General features: G+C 61.6%; 14 protein-coding genes. All 14 read right to left on the bottom strand.

Annotated features, from left to right (window positions below; all coding sequences use genetic code 11):
* Positions 1-23: 23 nt before the first annotated feature.
* The 14 genes from ABGT83_RS00150 to ABGT83_RS00085 all read right to left on the bottom strand — a co-directional run bounded on the left by ABGT83_RS00150 (position 24) and on the right by ABGT83_RS00085 (position 17,938).
* A complete protein-coding gene (locus ABGT83_RS00150) occupies positions 24-635 on the bottom strand; it encodes a 4Fe-4S dicluster domain-containing protein (RefSeq protein WP_346685394.1) in 612 nt (203 codons plus the stop codon).
* A gap of 14 nt (positions 636-649) precedes the next feature.
* Complete coding sequence (locus ABGT83_RS00145) at positions 650-3,385, bottom strand: molybdopterin-dependent oxidoreductase (protein ID WP_346685392.1); 2,736 nt, start codon at positions 3,383-3,385, stop codon at positions 650-652.
* 254 nt (positions 3,386-3,639) lie between these two features.
* On the bottom strand, positions 3,640-4,563 hold the full coding sequence (locus ABGT83_RS00140) for a slipin family protein (protein ID WP_103264059.1): 924 nt from the start codon (positions 4,561-4,563) through the stop codon (positions 3,640-3,642).
* A gap of 27 nt (positions 4,564-4,590) precedes the next feature.
* A complete protein-coding gene (locus tag ABGT83_RS00135; RefSeq protein ID WP_239926218.1) occupies positions 4,591-5,028 on the bottom strand; it encodes a GntR family transcriptional regulator in 438 nt (145 codons plus the stop codon).
* Positions 5,029-5,076: 48 nt separating this feature from the next.
* Complete coding sequence (nrfD, locus tag ABGT83_RS00130) at positions 5,077-6,030, bottom strand: NrfD/PsrC family molybdoenzyme membrane anchor subunit (RefSeq protein WP_346685390.1); 954 nt, start codon at positions 6,028-6,030, stop codon at positions 5,077-5,079.
* 396 nt (positions 6,031-6,426) lie between these two features.
* Positions 6,427-7,650: a helix-turn-helix domain-containing protein gene (locus ABGT83_RS00125; RefSeq protein WP_346685388.1), complete on the bottom strand. Its 1,224-nt coding sequence runs from the start codon at positions 7,648-7,650 to the stop codon at positions 6,427-6,429.
* A gap of 183 nt (positions 7,651-7,833) precedes the next feature.
* Positions 7,834-9,486, bottom strand: a complete 1,653-nt coding sequence (locus ABGT83_RS00120) for an ABC1 kinase family protein (protein WP_346685386.1) — start codon at positions 9,484-9,486, stop codon at positions 7,834-7,836.
* A gap of 30 nt (positions 9,487-9,516) precedes the next feature.
* Complete coding sequence (locus tag ABGT83_RS00115) at positions 9,517-9,915, bottom strand: phasin family protein (RefSeq protein ID WP_103264055.1); 399 nt, start codon at positions 9,913-9,915, stop codon at positions 9,517-9,519.
* Between the two features lie 718 nt (positions 9,916-10,633).
* Positions 10,634-11,281, bottom strand: coding sequence for an HAD family hydrolase (locus ABGT83_RS00110; RefSeq protein WP_346685385.1), 648 nt, complete (start codon positions 11,279-11,281; stop codon positions 10,634-10,636).
* A 42-nt stretch (positions 11,282-11,323) separates the two neighbouring features.
* Complete coding sequence (locus tag ABGT83_RS00105; protein WP_346685383.1) at positions 11,324-13,084, bottom strand: proline--tRNA ligase; 1,761 nt, start codon at positions 13,082-13,084, stop codon at positions 11,324-11,326.
* Positions 13,081-14,139: a flavodoxin-dependent (E)-4-hydroxy-3-methylbut-2-enyl-diphosphate synthase gene (gene ispG / locus ABGT83_RS00100; RefSeq protein WP_346685381.1), complete on the bottom strand. Its 1,059-nt coding sequence runs from the start codon at positions 14,137-14,139 to the stop codon at positions 13,081-13,083. Before ispG ends, ABGT83_RS00105 begins: the two co-directional genes overlap by 4 nt.
* A gap of 222 nt (positions 14,140-14,361) precedes the next feature.
* Positions 14,362-15,471 (bottom strand): site-2 protease family protein, encoded by a 1,110-nt coding sequence (locus tag ABGT83_RS00095; RefSeq protein ID WP_103264051.1) that lies wholly within the window; start codon positions 15,469-15,471, stop codon positions 14,362-14,364.
* A 226-nt stretch (positions 15,472-15,697) separates the two neighbouring features.
* A complete protein-coding gene (gene dxr, locus ABGT83_RS00090) occupies positions 15,698-16,987 on the bottom strand; it encodes a 1-deoxy-D-xylulose-5-phosphate reductoisomerase (protein ID WP_346685379.1) in 1,290 nt (429 codons plus the stop codon).
* 78 nt (positions 16,988-17,065) lie between these two features.
* Entirely contained in the window at positions 17,066-17,938 is an 873-nt protein-coding gene (locus ABGT83_RS00085; protein WP_103264247.1) for a phosphatidate cytidylyltransferase, read from the bottom strand.
* Positions 17,939-17,964: the final 26 nt, after the last annotated feature.

Below are 17,964 nucleotides of genomic sequence, written 5' to 3'. Positions count from 1 at the left end.
GGCCGCCGTCGGGAGGGGGAAGTCTACTCGTTCACCTTGGCCGGCAGGTACCACACCGATGGGTTCGTACCCTCGTCAGGAAGCAGCTGAAAGCCATCTTCCGCTTCGGCCTGCTTGCGTAGCTCGTCCAAATCGCCGAACACGCGAGCCCCCGCCGGACAAGCAGCCACGCACGCTTGCGGCTCACCGTTGCCGGCATCAATACGCTCGACACAGAATGTGCACTTGTCGACAGTGCCCTGGGGCATCGAGGGGTACACCACCTGCTCGTACTCGTTGAGGTCGGATCCGAAGTAACCGTCCGCACTCTCGATGTAGTAGCGCGAGCCGTAGGGGCAGGCCGCGACGCAAGCCTTGCAGCCGATGCACTTCTCCTTATCGATGACCACAATGCCATCGTCGCGCTTGTACGTAGCGCCTTCCACCGCACACGCCTCGATGCACGGCGTGGTTTCGCAATGGTTGCAAAGCATGGGGACCGCCGTTTTGCGCACGTTGGGATACGTCCCCTCGAACTCGCGCTTCACATGCGAGCGCGTCACCGCAGGAGGAGTGCCGTGCGCCTCCTTGCACGCCACGGCGCATGCATGGCAGCCGATGCACTTCTTCAAGTCAATGAGCATTCCATAAGCCATAATTCACTCCCTCCTTACGCGATCTTCTCGATTTTGGCACGGATGAGCTGATCGAACGCAGAACAAACATGGTCAAGCCGCTCCGCCGTCGTTCCTGGAATCAAGCTCACGAGATTGACTCCCTTCCCTTGGGCGATAGTCATGGACTTGGACTTGCAATCCCAGGTGCCCACAACAGACGAGACGCACTCGGGGTGGATACCCTCGGTCACCACAAGCTTGCCCTCCACCTGATAGCCAGCTGTACTGGTGAGCCTCACCTCGTCGCCGCTCGCAAGGCCCTTGGCCGCAGCGGTGGCGGTATTCATCTCGATGCAGTAGGTGGCGCCGTCGCCCTCGTTCACCTCATTGAGCCACGCGTTTTCGACGCTCCAGCTGTCGGTGTTCGAGGCGTTGGTGTAGTACACGGGAAAAACGTCGTAAGCTGGGTCGTCGGCATAGAAATCCACACCCGGCCTCCATTCAGGAAGCGGGATGTAGTCCTCCGTCTCCCAGGGAATGCCGAGTTCGGCAACCTTCGCCTCGACTTTATCCTTGGCCTCCAACATGAAGTCCCAGTAAAACGGTATACGGCCCGGGGTCTCCGAATCCCAAATATAGACCTCGTCAACAGCGCGGTCGCGGGTGTACACGCCGTGCTCGCGGAACCAATCGATGCCGTGTTCCTCATCAATGTAGGACTTGAAGATGCTGTCGATGAGCTTCTCGGGGTCGAGTTTCTGATCCAAGGGCAGCGCATACTCCTCTTTCAGTCGGTACATCCCGTTGAGCGTGCCGATGAACGCAGCATTGGACTCAGCACCGGCGCGATAGCACATCTCGCCGAAGATATCCATGTAACCAGGAGCGTCGTCTTTGGCTGGAACCACGGGCTGCCAGAATTCGATACCCCATGGCACATCAAGGCCGCCCGGCTGACGGTGGTTGAGCCACCATTGAGGCAGCACGTCATAACGCTCGAGATAGCACGCCTCCGGCAGCATGATGTCCGTGAACAGAGACATATCGTTGAGGTAGATATCGCAGCCAACGACGAAGTCCATCTTTTTGAAGACCTCAGCCTGTTCATCGGCGTTGCCCCACCATTTGATGGGGTTGCATGCGTACCAGAAGAGGTTCTTGATGGGCGTCGTGTGATAGCGATCCGGATCGCTCTGGCAAACATGGACGAAATGCCCGTCTTCGGACAGCGGCTGAAGCTCCATCAAGCCCATGGTCGTGGGCGAGTAATCGTTGTTGCGAATATGGTCATAGAACGAAGACCGCGTTGCCGGATAGAAGCTCGTGCCCTCGATGAATCCATCTTCAGCCCAGATGCTCGGCGCGAACCCCGCCGTGGGGTTGCCCTCTTTCCAACCATGGTTGGCCGGCGCGTAGCCGAGGTGGCCGCCGACGGAGTTAGAGGATCCAACCAATACGTTAAGCATCAAGCAACTCCAGGTGCTTAAAATGGCATGCTTGTGACGGGAGATGCCGGAGAAGATATCGACGGCGGCGGGGCGGTGACGGAACGTCTTGCCATCGAGCTCGATCGTGTCGCCGCTTCTCGCAGCGTTGCCGAACTCCTCCGCTACCTGGCGCAGCGTTGCGGCGGGAACGGTGGTGATCTCCTCGGCCCATTCGGGCGTCATATCCTTGATATGCTCTTCGTACACGCTGAAGGCTGTGCGGCACGACACGCCGTCCACTTCGAAGTCCCCTTCGAGAACAGGCTTTTCACACTCGTCGTAAGGCTTTGCGGCGTTGGCCACCTCATCCCAGAATAGCGCCTTGTTAGTATCCTTGGCGCGCAGGATGCGCTGAGTGGCAGGGTCGACCAATGCGGGAGCATTGGTGCGCTCGATTAGATAGTCGCGATCGATGAGGCCCTTTTCCACCAAGACGTTTGCCATGGCCAAGGCTGCAGCGGCATCCGAGCCGGGACGCACGGGAACCCATAGATCCGCCTTTTCGGCGCCGGCGCTCATGTGCGGATCGAAGCTTACCAAGCGCAGGCCCTCTTCCGAGCGCAGCTTGGCGAAGCGCTCTGCCGTCATATTGAAGCCGTGACGCGTCGCCGTCCCCGCCTGGGTGCCGAACTGGATCAGATAGCGGCAATACTGGTAGTCGGGCATGGCGTTTCCAGTCGCGGTAAACATGTTCTCGACCACATGGATGCCCGCCCCGCAAATATCCGAGAGGAACCCTTCGGAGGCCCCATAAGAGCATCCCATAGCCATGCCTCGCCAGGTGCTGCCGTTGAGGCTGGCGACCATTGAACTGCCGCCTATCGACTTCGGATCCGCTGCCGCAGCCTCTTTAAACTTTCCATCGATTTCGGTCCAGGCATCGTCCCAGCTGATCTCTTCCCAGCCCGGATCCTCGTCGAAGCCCTTCTTCGGATTGGTGCGCTTCATAGGCTTCGTGATTCGGTTGGGATCGTAGAGCGTCATGATGCCCGCAGCACCTTTGGCGCAGATATGCCCTCGACCGATGGGGCTATCGGGATTGCCCTTCAACTCCACCACCACGCCGTCGATCACATGAGCCAAGATGCTGCATGCATTGAAGCACATGTTGCAGACTGTGGGAATCCAGTCGCCCGCTTCTGGGTCGTAGGCGATCTGGCCTATGCCCGAAGCCTGCTCTTCCTCCTTCGATCCGCTGGGCGCGCATCCTGCCATGCTTCCAGCCAGGCCTGCGCCTATCGCGGCAGCTCCCGCCCCTGCCACGAAGCCTCTGCGTGTGATCGTTGTGCCGTCTGCGCTCATAGTGCTACCCCCTTTGCACTCGTTCGGCATCCGACGATATGCGGATGCCCCTCCGACACCGCACTAGTGTCTACTGTCAAGGTACACTATGGTAGTATAACAGTCAATCACTTCGATTGTTCTAACTTGAGCATGAAGAATGAGCACGCGATTCGCGCAAACCCTTGTTGCGTGGGAGGGAAACGATGTGCTCGGCCTTTCGTCAGCCGGCGTGCGAAGCGCCACAGCCCGCGTGCTTGAACCGCGGCAATACATTACTTCAAAAAGCCCTCGATATTGTTAAACGCCTCGCCGAATGCACTCGGAGCTATCACGAGGCCGCCCTTCTCCTTCACGCTCTCGTAGATGAGATTCATCGTACGCAACTGCAGCGCCTTGTCGTTTCGATCATATACGGCCGCCGCATCCACGAACATCTCCGATATGTCCTTCTCTATTTCGGCCAACAGCAGACGAGCGTTGCGCTCGCGCTCAGCTTGAGCTTCTTTGGACAGGGCATCCTGCAAATCCTTCGGGATGGCGATATCGCGAATCTCCACGGACACCACGGTGATACCCCATGATCGCGTCTTTTCGTCGAGTATCTCCTTGATCTCGTTGTCCAGCTGCTCGCGCCGTGTGGCTACCTCGGCCAGGTTGATGCGCCCAACGGCGTCGCGCAGCGCCGTTTGCGCGGCCCACCATACGGCGGATGCGTAATCCTCCACTTCCACGCAGGCGTCCTTGGGATTCCACACCAGCCAGAACAACACGGAGTCGATATCGAGCGGCACGAGGTCTGCCGTCAGCGCCTCCTCAGCCGAAAACGGCGTGGTGACCATGCGCTGATCCACATGCGAAGCCGCATGTTCGATAACCGGAATAACGAAGTAAGGCCCCGGCCCTGCGACACGGTGAAACCTGCCCAAGCGAAGGATGACGACGCGTTCCCACTGGGGCGCGATGCGGACGCTGAAGGCAACCAGGGCGCCGATAGCCAATGCGGCTATCACCAACCCCGAGGAGAGCACACTCCATCCTATCGCCAGCATGGTCCCAGCAACGATAAGAAACAGGGCCGCAGCGAACACGTACACGCTGTTGCGCGATGTCCTGCGCCCGGCCGACGCGGCTACGCTCTTGGGCGCGACCGCCTGATCGACCTGCTTCTGGCCCTCCCGCTTCGTTTTGCTGCGCACGGCAGCTCCCCTCGTCCTTCGACTGTCCTACGTCCGAGCATCGGCTCCCAGCAGCAGTATCTGCTCGCTCACCAGATCGTGAATGTCCTCCGACGTCATACCCCGAGCAAGCGCCTGCTGCACGAAGTCCGCCGCCAATGCCTCGACGTCCCCATCGACCGCTGAGAGCTCCACGCTCTTGAGATCCGACACGTATGTGCCACGTCCACGCTTCGTAAGTATGTACCCGTCACGCTCGAGGTCCTGATACACTTTGTTGATAGTGTTGTAATTCACGCCCAGGCGCACGGACAGTTCGCGTACCGAGGGCAGCCGCTCGCCACGCTCGTACTTCCCGGAGGCGATAAGGAACACGAGCCGCTTGCGGATCTGAATCCACAGGGGCACGCCGCTCTTCTCGTCCACCTGGAACGCTCCCATAGCGTCGGCCGCAACTTCTCTTTTTTCCAGTGATTGCTTTATCATAGTGATTGTCATAGTATCACATATCGCAATGACAGAAGTGCCTGAACACTACATCCAGTAGACGAGGGCGCTCATGTCCACGAGGCAGAGTCTCTGCGCAGCGAAAAGAAGGGCGAACCGAAGGCAGAGTCCGCCCACAAGAGTGCATGCCGCCCCCATCGCAAGCATCGGAGTCGAGGACGTACCCGCGACGATAATGTCCACCGAAAGCGGAACGACGAGTCCAGCGAGCACCACACCGAACCAGAAGAACAGCGAACATGAACCCGAAACGAGCTCGAAGACCGATCGGATCTGTGCGTCGCCCGCTTCCCAGGCGCATCCGATAAAAAGCGCGAGAACGATCGCTTCCACAGCCACCAGCGCGGCGTCGAGTTTGACCAAACTGCCTAACCCGTCAGACACGTCATCGCGCGCCGAGCGGACGAATCCGATCGTGATAAGAACGGCGGCTCCCGTAGCCAGCGCTGAAGCGACGAAAAGCACGGGGATGAGCGGCGTGTTCAAAAACGGCACTGTCGGGTACAGAGACAGAAATATGCCAGCGTACACAATGACGAACGCCGAAAGCAGGGCGGAGATCACGCTGAGTGCAGCCTCGGCGGTTCTGATCACCCTGCCTCCGTCCACCGCACCAGCAAAAAGCGCCGCCACCGCCGTCAGGCAGAACAGCGCGATAGACCACGCACCAGCCGATAGCAGGCTGCCTGTGGGTGCAAGAAACACCTGGAAGGCCAACTGCGGCGACCCCAGATCGAGCATCAGGAACACCGCACTGATCGCCACGAGCACGGGACCGGCAAGCAGACCCGCATCGGTGATGGCGCTTGCCCGGCTCAGCCATGAGCCACTACGGAACCGAAGCAGAAGATCGACCGTCGCCCCGATAGCATAGGCGCCGCCGCCCGCCCCGGCCAGGAACAGGTACCAGGCAATGTAGGAACTCACCATACCGCGCACCCCCCCCCAGTCGCACGCCCGATGCAGGCCATTGTACGCCATTCGAGCACCGCGCGCCCAACCTGCTATCCGGTAGGCCCTCGACCGCTTCCTTTATGCTCGGGTACAAAGGACCTCTGCTGCAAGCAAGTCCGCGAAATCGGGCCAGCGAAGCAGGGCCGCATGCTTTAGCCGACTAAAGCGCGATCGGACCCACTGCCAAAAAACAGGCCGGTTTGGCACAAATCGCCTGCGACGGTCCGAGACAGCAGCTGCCATCGAGAAAACTGACAGCTGTTTTCCCAGGTCACGAAAAAACTTAGCATCCAAAGCCCGCCGACGCTGGTGGAAACCGTGCCAAACCGGCCTGTTTTTTGGCAACGCACCCACAGAAAGGGAACTGGTGAGAGTTGTCTCGCATTGCACCAGGCACGCCATGGAGCGGAACGCAGTCGACCGCTACTTCGCCTCGACGTCGATGGGAGCGTCTTTCTCGGCTGCCTTCTCGCGCTTGCGGTCGCGCCACCAGCGCGAAAGGCTGTGCACGAGCCATTCAACCAGCGGAATGGTGAGGAACGCCACCCAAGCCGGGTGCGGGGCGTTCTCCACGAACGCCATCCAGCAGAACCAGGCCACCACCAGGATGGGATACGCTCCCGATACGAGCGGCGCAATGCGCTTGCGACCGATCGCATGGCCCACCATGTAGTACAACGGTATGGTGAGGAACAGGAAGAGCCCCATCGCCCATGCGCCGTTCAGGATGCCCAGCAAGAGATACACGACAATCACCACGAGCGGATACGGGAACTTCACCCATTCCTTCTCGAACGCACGCAGGTAATGCTTGCGCACGGGAATGGATGCGCCCACCTCGGGGCCGAACTTCGCTCTCGCCTCTTCGAGCGTGTCGAAACGCTCGCCGTTCACCGTGTAGCCGCACGGCTCGTTCCAGCGCTCCTCGTGGATATGGCCGTGACCGTAGCGCTCGTGCGCGTCGCGCCAGCTGTCGAAGCGCTCACCGTTGACCACCACGCCGTCGCCGTCGATGACCACCTGGCTGCCCTCGTCGTCCTCGAGCGTGCACCGGCTGCCGGGCTTGCCATCCGCGTCGCCCTCGGCACCGTCCTCCTCGCGAGCGCCGTCTGCGCTCGCGCCGGCACCCTCCTTCACATGGATACCGTTCCACCCGACGTGGACCTCGTCGCCCTTCTTCGAATCCTTCACGTGCACGCCGTCGCGCCATGACACGTGCACGTAGTCGTCGCCATCGAGCACGTGGATGCCGCCCAAGCCGATGCGCACCTTCTGCGCTTTGCCGTCCATCGTGGCTGCATCCTCCGCACCGTCGGAAGCTTCCGGCACGGCGGCCGACGACGCGGGAGGGGACGTCGCGTTGCCCGAAGCGGGAGCTCCCGCTTCGGTCTCCCGGCCGGCAGCGCGGTCCGCGGCCTCGAACGCCACGTCGTCGCGCATCTCGTCGTCCACATACAACAGGTCGTCAAGCGACACTCCATACAGCTGCGCGAGCGCGATAAGATTGTCTGTGTCGGGAGACGATTCGGAGCGCTCCCACTTTGACACGGCTTGCCGCGACACTCCCAACCGTTCGGCCAGCGCCTCCTGGGATAGCCCTGCTTGCTTGCGGCGCGCCGATAGGCGCTGTGCGATCTCGACGTTCATGGTGCGAGCCCTTTCTCGTTCCGTTCATCATAGCCTACCCCAAAGACTACGGTTGCGAGAAACGAGCCGCGACCGCTTTCAGTTGGAATTTTCGGCAACTTTTGGTTGCGACGGATCGATCACAAGCATTTTCATATATCTGATCTGCTGTTATACCGAACTAAGCAGAACCGGGCTCGGATGCTATTTCCGTCGGTAGATATCCACAACCACCCATATGGACAGCACGGCGGCACCCAGATAGCCGAAGAACGCAAGGATAGGCACGCCAAGCAGGCGCGGCTCCATGGTCGACAACGAGAGCATGCTCGAGCCAATGAACAGACCGGCGATGATGATGCCCATTGTCAAACGGTTCATGATCATCCCGAGGCGCGACAACGGAGCGTCGGAACCGATCACTTCCATGTTCATTTTCAACTGACCGCGGGAGAGCATTTTGAGCGACTCGCCCGAATATTGGGCTGCCTCGAACGCGCCTTTCGATGACGAGCGCAGTGCAAGCGCAAGCTCCTCCATCGCCTCAACCAGCTTGTCCTGGGAGCTTTTCGAGTGACGGATATGCGCGTTGATGATGGACACGACATTTTCGTTGGGGATGAAGGGCGCGATGGTGCCCTCGAGGGTAACAATGCCGCGCGACACGCTCGTGATGGATGAAGGAAGCGTGACTTTGCTCGCACGCGTAAGCGTGAGCACATCGCTCAGAAACTGGCCGACATCAATGTCGGCGACGTCGCACGACCCGTAGTCTTTGAGCAGTAGATCCAGATCGGCTAAGAACCGCGGGTGGTCGATCGCACCGTTGTCGCGCGCGATAGCGAAAGACATAAGCGCGTCTTTGAGCTCTTTGGCGTTCTCCATGCCAACGGCCTGGATGATGTTTCCGAACCCCGCTCGGTCGCGAGGGGAGAGCCTGCCCATGATGCCGAGATCGATGTAGACGATCTTGCCGTTTCGGATCAGGAGATTCCCCGGGTGCGGGTCGGCATGGAAGAACCCGTGGTCGAGAATCTGGGTGGCGTAGTTGTCGAGGATCTTCGTGCCGATTTCCTCCAGATCGTAGCCGGCGGCGCGCAGACGATCGGCGGCGACGATAGGAATGCCATCGATGTACTCCATGACAAGCACGTACTCGCTGCACAGCTCCGGATAGACCTTGGGGCAGTCGATAAAGGCAACCTGTCCGTTGTTCTGGGCGAACTCCTGCAGGTTGGCCGCCTCGCGCGCGAAATCGGTCTCCTCGAGAAACGTCGCCCACAGCTCCTCCACCACATCGCGCATGTCGAGCATCTGCTCGTCCTTCATGTAGCGCGACGCGAGGCGCGCCACCATGCGCATGATGTCGATATCCTGCGCCATGGTCGCCTTGACGCCAGGGCGCTGTATCTTCACAGCCACTGTCTCGCCACTCGCGAGGCGCGCCTTGTGCACTTGCGCAAGCGAAGCGCTGCCAAGCGGCGTCGGATCGATGTGCGAAAACAGCTCGCTGCGCGCATCGCCGTAAATGTCGTCGATGGCGGCCAGTATCTGGTCGAACGGAAGCGGATCGCATTCCATTTGAAGCTTCGCCAGCTCGTCGCAGTACGCCTTCGGCAGTATCTCGGAGCGCGTCGAAAGCGTCTGCCCGATCTTGACGAAGCTCGGGCCCAAGTCCTCCAGCATGGCGCGGAACTCCTCGGGCGTGAAGCCTTTGAGAAAGCGATGTTTCTGAAGGATGGAGTATATCTCCTTCAGCCGGCGCGTCCTCGTTCTGCGATTGAGGTGGAACCGATCCTCGGGATCGATATCCGCGCCGGAGCTGAAGAAGTATTTGAGCAGCGTGTTCTCCCCCATGAATGCCTGCTCTGCGTACGGCGCTAAACGCTATGCGCCAGTCGTCTGGGAATCGGCTGCGCTCGTCGGCGCTGCGGAGGAGCCATCGCCTTCGCCTGTGACCACGGGAGACGCATCGCCCACCTCAGCCTGCTCAGCCTGTTCTACATCCGTCTTCTTGGCAAGCTCGGCCGCCTTCGCCGCGAATTCGGCGCGCTGCTCGGGCGTGAGCGTCGCCATGAACGCCTCGAGCGCGTTTTCGCGTGCCGTACCGAAGGCGTCCTCCGCCTTGTGCTTGAGCTCGCTATTGATCTCTTTTCCCTGATCGACCGTCAGCTCGCCTTTCGCAACGAGCTGATCCACCAGTTCCTTGGTCTTCTCGCCGGTAATGGCCATCGCTCCGATGCCGGCCAAGAAGATATTCTTGAAACCATCGCCGAAATTCGCCATGAGAGCCTCCTTTTGCCGAAGATAGCCGTCCGCGCTGCAGCCGGCCCTGAAACCATGATGCACTAAATCGGCGCAAAGGGCAATGCGCACGGCATGATGTGGGCGAAAGAGAGACGACCCATGACCGGCTCGTCACAAAGCGCGGCAGCTCTTCCGTTTCAGAGCATTCGCAACCTGCGCTTCACCTGGCGCTGAAGCAGGAACTCGCGGCTGCACGCGAAATGATGCCGATACTGGCTCGCGGCATGCCGACCGCTCTCCGCTACACGTTGCGGGTGGGGTGTTTTCCGACATCGGAGCGATAGAGCTCCCTGAGCAAACGGGCAACTTCGGAATCGTTCGATGCGGCTCGCGGAGAAGGCTGGGGCTCTTTCCTTGCTTGTGCCTTTTCTGGTATGCCGAGCTGTTCGAACATGGCGCTCGCTTCCTCGTCTGAGAGTCGACTGGAATCCAACACGGCGATCAACCTTCCGTTCAAGTGCGCTGAAGCGTGCGGATGCCATCATCCGCAGCAGCTGCGCGATTCTTGCTGGTGCTGCGTACGTAGTCCCTTACCGACCCTACTTTAAAAGACGAACAGGCTGTTTCTCCTGAAGACCATGCAGCCGAGGCGTCATTTCCCGACGAACGGACACGAGCGTCGAAGCCCATCGATCGAGCGGCAGGAGCAGAGCGGCGAACGGAAACCACTCACGAGCACTTGAAGCCGTGCAGTAGGCTAGTGCACCAGCAAGGGGATTTCGGCGATATCCGCGCACATGAAGACGGGACGCTCGGCGTGCAATGCCGCAGGCGGGAACATACCCCAAAGCGCTGCAGCCGTCGGACATCCCGCTCCGTTGCCCGCCTGCATGTCAAAAGGACTGTCGCCCACGTAGAGGCACTCTTGCGGCGCACGCCCAAGGAGCTCGCAGCCATGCAGCACGGGACCGGGAGCGGGCTTGTACTCAGGCCAATCGTCTGGACTCACGACAAATTCGAAATACCCAGCCAAATCGAAGCGCTCAAGCGCCTGCATAGCGGCCTCGTGCCGCTTCGACGTGACCACCCCAAGCGGCACGCCCGCTTCTTTCAGGCGCCCGAGCGCAGGCGCGGTGCCGGGAAATATCTTGATGAGGTCATCGTGCACACGTGCGTTATGAGCGCGGTAGGACGCCATGAGCTCGTCGTGCACAGCCTGGTCGGTGGTAAAATCCCACATCTGCATGACAAGGGGCTGACCTACCTTGCACATGAGCTCCTGATCGGGGATGACCTTATCCAGCACCGTCTTCGTCGCATGTCGGAACGAAGCCAAGATCAGATCGTAGGTGTCAACGAGCGTCCCATCCAAATCGAACAGGACAGCGTTGATGTCGCGCTGCACGAGGTTCTCTCCCCTTTCACCAGGTACCGGCTTGATGTCTTCCTATTCGAACAGCTGGCCGAACAGGCTCAGCTCGTTGCCCCAGGTTTTCGCGTTGCGCAGCGTGAAAGCGAGGCCGTCCCGCAGCGCGACGAGATCGATGTCGCGTCGAGCGCCGGTGCTGCGGCGCTTGATTTCCACCTTGCCCTCGGACAAGCTGCGCTTGCCGACGATCACCTGCAACGGCCAGCCGATCAGATCGGCGTCGGCGAACTTCACGCCCGCGCGCTCTTTGCGATCGTCGATGACCACTTCTAGACCCAGTTTCGACAGCTCCGCCGCCAGCTTCTCCGCAGCCGGATGCACGAAGTCGTCCCCTACGACGAGCGGCACGACGCACACGTGCGCCGGCGCGACGGGCAGCGGCCAGGAAATGCCGTTCTCGTCGTTGTGCTGTTCGACGATGGCAGCCATCGAACGCGAGATGCCCACACCGTAGCAGCCCATAAGGAACGGTCGCTCCTCGCCGTCCTCATCCATGAACGTGGCACCCATCGCGCGCGAGTACTTGTCGCCAAGTTGGAACACCTGCGAGACCTCGATACCACGAGCGCCTTCGAGCGGCAGCCCGCACTCCGGACAGCTGTCGCCCGGCTGGACGGTGCAGAGATCCGCCCACTCATCCACATCGAAATCCTCGCCCAGACGGGCGCCTACATAGTGGAATCCCTCCTCGTTGGCTCCGACCACCCACTTGGGAACCGCCTGCAAGCTGCGCGCAGCGATCACGCGAGCCTCCTGCGGCAGGCCCACGGGTCCCATCGAGCCCTTATGCAGCCCGAAGGCCTCCATGTCCTCATCCGTGAGCAGCTCGAAACCACCGGCTGCGCGAGCGGCTTTCAGCTCGTTGAGGTCGTGGTCGCCAGGAACGAACAAGACGACGAGCTGGCCTTCGGCGTTCTTTCCGGACAGCGCTTTGACGGTGGACGACTCGGGAATGTCGAGGAATGCGGCCAGCTCGGCTATGGTGTGCACGTCAGGCGTGGCGATCTTCTCCATCTTCGACACATCGTAGACGGTCGGGCGCGCTAGGCAGTCGCCAGCCTCGGCATTGGCCGCATAGCCGCACGCGCAGTGCACAAGCTCCGCCTCGCCCGCTTCGGCGAGCGCCATGTACTCGCAGGTCACGCTGCCGCCAATCTGGCCCGAATCGGCTTCGACCGGACGGAAGTCAAGGCCCATGCGCTTGCAGATACGCTCGTAGGCGGCGCTCATGTCGTCGTAGGTCTTCTGGAGCGACTCCTGGTCGGCATGGAAGCTGTAGGCGTCCTTCATGATGAACTCGCGGCTGCGCAGAAGACCGAAGCGCGGGCGAATCTCGTCTCGGAACTTCACCTGAATCTGGTAGAGCGCAAGCGGCAGCTCCTTGTAAGAGCGCAGCTCGTTGCGCATCGTAGCGGTGAGCAGCTCCTCATGGGTGGGCCCGAGGCAGAATTCGTGGCCATGGCGATCGGCAAGGCGCATAAGCTCGGGCCCGTAGTCGTTCCAGCGACCCGACTCGTACCAAAGCTCCGCCGGCTGAAGCGCCGGCATCATGATCTCCTGCGCGCCGATGGCGTCCATCTCCTCGCGAACGATATTTTCCACCTTGGCGAGGACCCGTTTGCCGAGCGGCAGAAAGGTGTACACCCCCGACGCCGTCTTGCGGATCATGCCAGCGCGCAAAAGCAGACGGTGACTGGCAATCTCGGCATCGGCAGGATCCTCCTTGAGCGTGGGCACGTACAGCTCGCTCATGCGCATGATATTGGTCGCGTTCGTCATAGCCTTCCTATCTCCTCCATCAAAGCGTCCGCAATGGCGGTCTCCCCCACCTTGCGAACGACGGTTCCCTGCACAAACACCACGCCCGAACCCGCACCGCAAGCCACGCCTATATCGGCGTCGGCAGCTTCACCCGGGCCGTTAACCACACACCCCATCACCGCCACTTTGAGCGGCTTGTCGAGATGCGCGATGCGATCTTCCACCTCCCGGGCCAACCCGATGAGATCCACCTGGCAACGCCCGCACGTCGGACAGCTAACCAGTTCGGGGGCTCGTCGACGCAGGTCGAGCGACGCAAGCAGCGTCCAGCACGCGCGAATCTCCTGCACGGGATCGTCCGTGAGCGAGATGCGCAGCGTGTCGCCGATACCCTCCTCAAGCAGAATCCCAAGGCCGCAGGCGCTCTTGATGGCCCCCTGGAAGGCCGTGCCCGCCTCCGTGACGCCGATGTGCAAAGGCACGTGCGGCAGCTCCTCGGCGAGTAGGCGGTAGGTGCGCACCGTGGTCATGACGTCGTGCGCCTTCGCGCTCACGACAAGATCGCGGAAGCCTTCGTCCTCGCAGAAGCGCACGTAGTCGGCGGCCGACCGCGCCAGCTTCTGCGGTAGCGTCAGATCGTCGCGCGCGGCAAGCGCCCCATCGAGCGATCCGGCGTTCACGCCAATACGGATCGGAATGCCCGCCTCGCCCGCCGCATCGAGCACGGCGCGCGTCTTGTCGAGGCCTCCGATATTGCCGGGGTTAATACGCAGTTTCGCGGCCCCGCGGCGAGCAGCCTCCACGGCGATGTGCGCGTCGAAGTGGATATCGGCCACCACGGGCAAGGGCGACGCGGAACAGACCTGGGCGAAGACGTCGATATCGCGCCGGTGCGGAATGGCCATGCGCACGATCTCGCAGCCTGCAGCGTCAAGCTCCTCAATCTGCGCGAGATTGGCAGCCGCATCGTCAGCGGGCGCATTGAGCATGGACTGCACGACAACAGGCGCGCCGCCTCCCAGCGGCACATCGCCCACCATGACCTGGCGAGTATGTTCGTTTGGCTTGCCCATTGCGGCTCCCCGTTCGGTTCGTCTGACATGCACTTGAAGCGCATGCCGGACTATTGTACCGCCGAAACGGCCCGCACCGAACTCTGTTCACGAAGTCTGCCCCAAAAACGTCCGAACGCGAACTCGGGCAGAAGCGCGTCCGAACGGCGGCGCGGCGGAACGGCCCGCAACGAACCTGCCGTCAGCTCGCCTGGAATGCAGCGGCTGCGGAATGCCGAAGCTTTACCAGTTGCCGAATACGAACCTTTGGATGTCCTGGTTGACCATGACGAGAAAAAAGCCGAGGAACAGCACCATGCCCGCCGCCGACAGATAGTTCAGCGCCCTCATGGACACCATCTTGCGCGACAGCTTCTGGAACACCTCGATGACGAAGCGCCCGCCGTCAAGCGGCGGGATGGGCAACAGATTCATGATGCCGAGCGACACCGAGATCATTGCTGTGAACAGTAGAAAGCTCTCGAAACCGAGCATGGCCGCATCCTTCGACATCACGGCGATGCCCACGATGGACGCTGAATTCGACACCGTCTCGGCCGCCGTGGCAGGATTGAACAGCCCCGCCACCGCCTGCACGACCATGCCAATGTACATGAAGCCCATCTCGACGGAACGCACAGGATCCAAAGCCATATGGGCAATCTCGCCCGTCTCCGGGTTCTGCACGTCGAAGCCAAGCACCGAGTACAGCACCACGAACACTAGGATGGCGAACAGAAGGTTCACGCCCACGCCCGCCACGAGAATGACCGAGCGCTTCCAGAACGGCAAGCTGCGGTACTGCTGCTTGTACTCGCTCTCGAACAGGGCATGCGGATCCGCTACGGAACGCGCCTGACCGAGCGCGTATGGTTCGGGCAAGGGCTCGCCCGCATCCTGCGCGGCCTTGATCTGCCTTCTGCTTGGCTGGAATGCTGGAGCCCGATACGTGTTGAACTGATCTTTCTTCGTGGGTCCTGTCGCGCTTCCCCACTCGACCAGCTCTTCGAGAGCCTCGTACGCCTCATCATCGGTGATGCCGCAGTCACGCGCTACGTCCTCCATATTCGCGGTGCCGCGTCGGTGCAGGGATGCGAGCGCCGCCTCGAGGTGCGGACTCATCTCGCCGGGCTCCATGCCGCACACCTTCGCATACCCGCCCAACAGAATGGGCGTCACGCCGAATTTGGTTCCCCACTTTGTGAAGCCGATGGACGGGCCGGGCAAACCGAGCATGAACTCGGTCACGCGCACGCCGAACGCACGCGACGCCAGGTAGTGGCCGCCCTCGTGGATGAACACGAGGAAGCCGAGCACCGCCGTAGCGCAGAGAATCATCAAAACGATATCCATATACTCGTATCCTTTCGAATGCGAGGAAAACATGTCCCGCACGCGTTCGCAGCGCGCATGGCGCCATTATACGGAAGGCCGTCAGGCGCGAACCGGCGTTCGGGAAAAACCTACAAGTGGGAGACGAAACCGCCACACTGGATCGTTGCGCCAAGGCCCCGCAGCCAAAGGGCGCGCTCCACAACGAAGGGCAGACGCGCCGACATACGCCCGGAGCCAACGCGCCTCAATGATCGGCAATCCAAGCGCGGGCGCATGAACGGGCCCAACCGTCGATCTGTTCAAGCTGGTCGAGGCTCTCCACGCGCTGAACGCCCTCGCGCTCATGCGCCTCCATGACGGCCTCCACGCATGCCGCGATACCCAGATAGCTGCCCTCTTCGGCAAGAAACGCCGCAACGGCAACCTCGTTTGCGGCGTTCATGACGCACGGCAGCGTCCCGCCTTCCGCACCCGCATGGCGTGCAAGCGCCAGACAGCGGAACGTATCCTCGTCCGGTGCAGCGAACTCGAGCGAACCGAGCGCACGGAAATCGAGGGGCGCAACCGGCGCGTCCCAACGCTCGGGGTAGCTGAGCGCATACTGGATGGGAATGCGCATATCGGTTGTGCCCAGGTGCGCTTTCACGCTGCCATCGGCGAACTCCACCATGGAGTGGATAGCGCTCTGCGGCTGCACGACCACAGTGATCTTGTCATAGGGCATGGCGAACAGATGGTGTGCCTCGATGACCTCGAGTCCCTTGTTCATCAACGTCGAGGAATCAATGGATATCTTCGCCCCCATGTTCCATGTCGGGTGTGCAAGCGCTTGGGCCGGCGTGATGTCCCGAAGATCGTCGCGTGTGCGCCCGCGGAACGGACCGCCGGAAGCGGTCACCCACAGGCGGCTCGCCTCCCGCGCATCTTCGCCGATCAGGCACTGGTAGATGGCCCCGTGCTCCGAATCAATAGGCATGAGGGCGCCGGCCGGGCCGGCATCGGGAGCAAAGCCGGCCGCACGGCGCTGCGCATCGACCTGGGCGGCCAACGGCATGATGAGGTCGCCGCCCACCACGAGCGACTCCTTGTTCGCCAGCGCGAGCACCTTGCCCGCCGCAAGCGTCTCGTAGCTGGCACGGAGGCCGGCGGCGCCCACGAGCGCGTTCACCACGATGTCGGCCTCGGGGAGGCGCACGAGTCCGACCACCGCGTCGGCACCGAACCCGAGCGACCCCTCCCCGCCCGCGTTGCGACGCGCCACAGCCTGGGCCAGCGACGACGGCGCATCCGCGACCGGTGCCGCGCCGCTGCGCGCCTGCGCCAACAGGTCGTCGGCAATCGGCTCGCCCGCCAGGCGCGTATCGCCCACCGCGAGGTGGCGCACACCGAACGCCCGCGCCTGCGTCAACAGGTCGTCGGCCCGCGCGTTCACGGCGAGTCCCACCACCTTCAGCTTGTCGGAATGGCGGCGCGCCACGTCGAGCGTCTGCGTGCCGATGGAACCCGTGGAGCCCAACACAACGATGCGCCTCATGCGCGCCTCCTACATATACGCACGTTCAACAAGTCGTCCTTACGTCGACGAGGACAGCCGCAGCAGCATCGCATTCCGTCAGACCAGCGGAACCGGATACGGTATGCAGCCGAAGCCGAGCAGCAGGATGGCCGAGGTGACGGCCACCAAAAACAGCGAGTCGCAACGATCGAGCAGCCCGCCGTGACCCGGCATGATGGTGCCGGAGTCCTTGAAGCCCGAGTTGCGCTTGATGCGGCTTTCGGCCAAATCGCCGAGCACGCCCATAAGCCCGCTGATCAAACCGAACAGCAGCGCCTGCGGAATGGACATCGTCACGCCCGGGATGAGGGTCATCAGGCACCAGAACGCCGCCGACCCGACGAGCCCGGCGATGAAGCCCTCCCAGCTCTTCTTCGGACTCGTGCGCGGCGCCAGCTTATGCTTGCCGAACTTGCTGCCCACGAGATACGCGAACGAATCGTTCGCCCACACGCTGAAGAAGATGCCGAGCGCCAGCACCCCGCCCCACGGCTGGGGCAGCGCCGTGCGAACAACGACAAGGCCCGACAGCAGCATGCCGCAGTACGCGGCGCCGAAGAAGCTCACGCCCACGTCGGGGACGCGTGCCCGCATCCAGAACACGTACCACATGATGAGCGCCAGCAGCAGCGCGAGGCTCACGTACAGTGCGCCGTCCAGCCCTAAGAGGAACACGCTGAGCGGATACAGCATGGCCGCGATGATGCCGAGCATCTCGTTGGGCAGCTTCGCGTCGGACCGCAGCATGTAGTAGAACTCACCGGCCGTGATGCCGGCCGTAACCACGAGGAACGCCACCGTAGTCCAATCGCTGACAAGAATGCACAGCACCGACAGGGCAACGTACACGAAGCCCGTGCGAAAGCGCACCTGCAAGTCGGTGGCGTTCTTCAGCTTCTTAGGCGTTTTCTCGTAGGCGAAATCCTTGATGCGCCCCGTGCGCTTGGGATCATCGC

It is taken from the genome of Enteroscipio rubneri, from assembly GCF_963929405.1.
Lineage (GTDB): Bacteria > Actinomycetota > Coriobacteriia > Coriobacteriales > Eggerthellaceae > Enteroscipio > Enteroscipio rubneri.
The sequence above is the reverse complement of the archived record's forward strand: the minus strand, read 5'-3'. Positions and strand labels throughout refer to the sequence as shown.

Excerpts from the sequence above, each read along its gene's own strand:
- ABGT83_RS00125 (WP_346685388.1), bottom strand. The coding sequence starts at position 7,650 with ATGAACGTCGAGATCGCACAGCGCCTATCGGCGCGCCGCAAGCAAGCA.
- ABGT83_RS00095 (WP_103264051.1), bottom strand. The coding sequence starts at position 15,471 with ATGGATATCGTTTTGATGATTCTCTGCGCTACGGCGGTGCTCGGCTTC.
- ABGT83_RS00105 (WP_346685383.1), bottom strand. The coding sequence starts at position 13,084 with ATGACGAACGCGACCAATATCATGCGCATGAGCGAGCTGTACGTGCCC.
- ABGT83_RS00115 (WP_103264055.1), bottom strand. The coding sequence starts at position 9,915 with ATGGCGAATTTCGGCGATGGTTTCAAGAATATCTTCTTGGCCGGCATC.
- ABGT83_RS00120 (WP_346685386.1), bottom strand. The coding sequence starts at position 9,486 with ATGGGGGAGAACACGCTGCTCAAATACTTCTTCAGCTCCGGCGCGGAT.
- ispG (WP_346685381.1), bottom strand. The coding sequence starts at position 14,139 with ATGGGCAAGCCAAACGAACATACTCGCCAGGTCATGGTGGGCGATGTG.
- ABGT83_RS00135 (WP_239926218.1), bottom strand. The coding sequence starts at position 5,028 with ATGATAAAGCAATCACTGGAAAAAAGAGAAGTTGCGGCCGACGCTATG.
- dxr (WP_346685379.1), bottom strand. The coding sequence starts at position 16,987 with ATGAGGCGCATCGTTGTGTTGGGCTCCACGGGTTCCATCGGCACGCAG.
- ABGT83_RS00145 (WP_346685392.1), bottom strand. The coding sequence starts at position 3,385 with ATGAGCGCAGACGGCACAACGATCACACGCAGAGGCTTCGTGGCAGGG.
- nrfD (WP_346685390.1), bottom strand. The coding sequence starts at position 6,030 with ATGGCGTACAATGGCCTGCATCGGGCGTGCGACTGGGGGGGGGTGCGC.
- ABGT83_RS00150 (WP_346685394.1), bottom strand. The coding sequence starts at position 635 with ATGGCTTATGGAATGCTCATTGACTTGAAGAAGTGCATCGGCTGCCAT.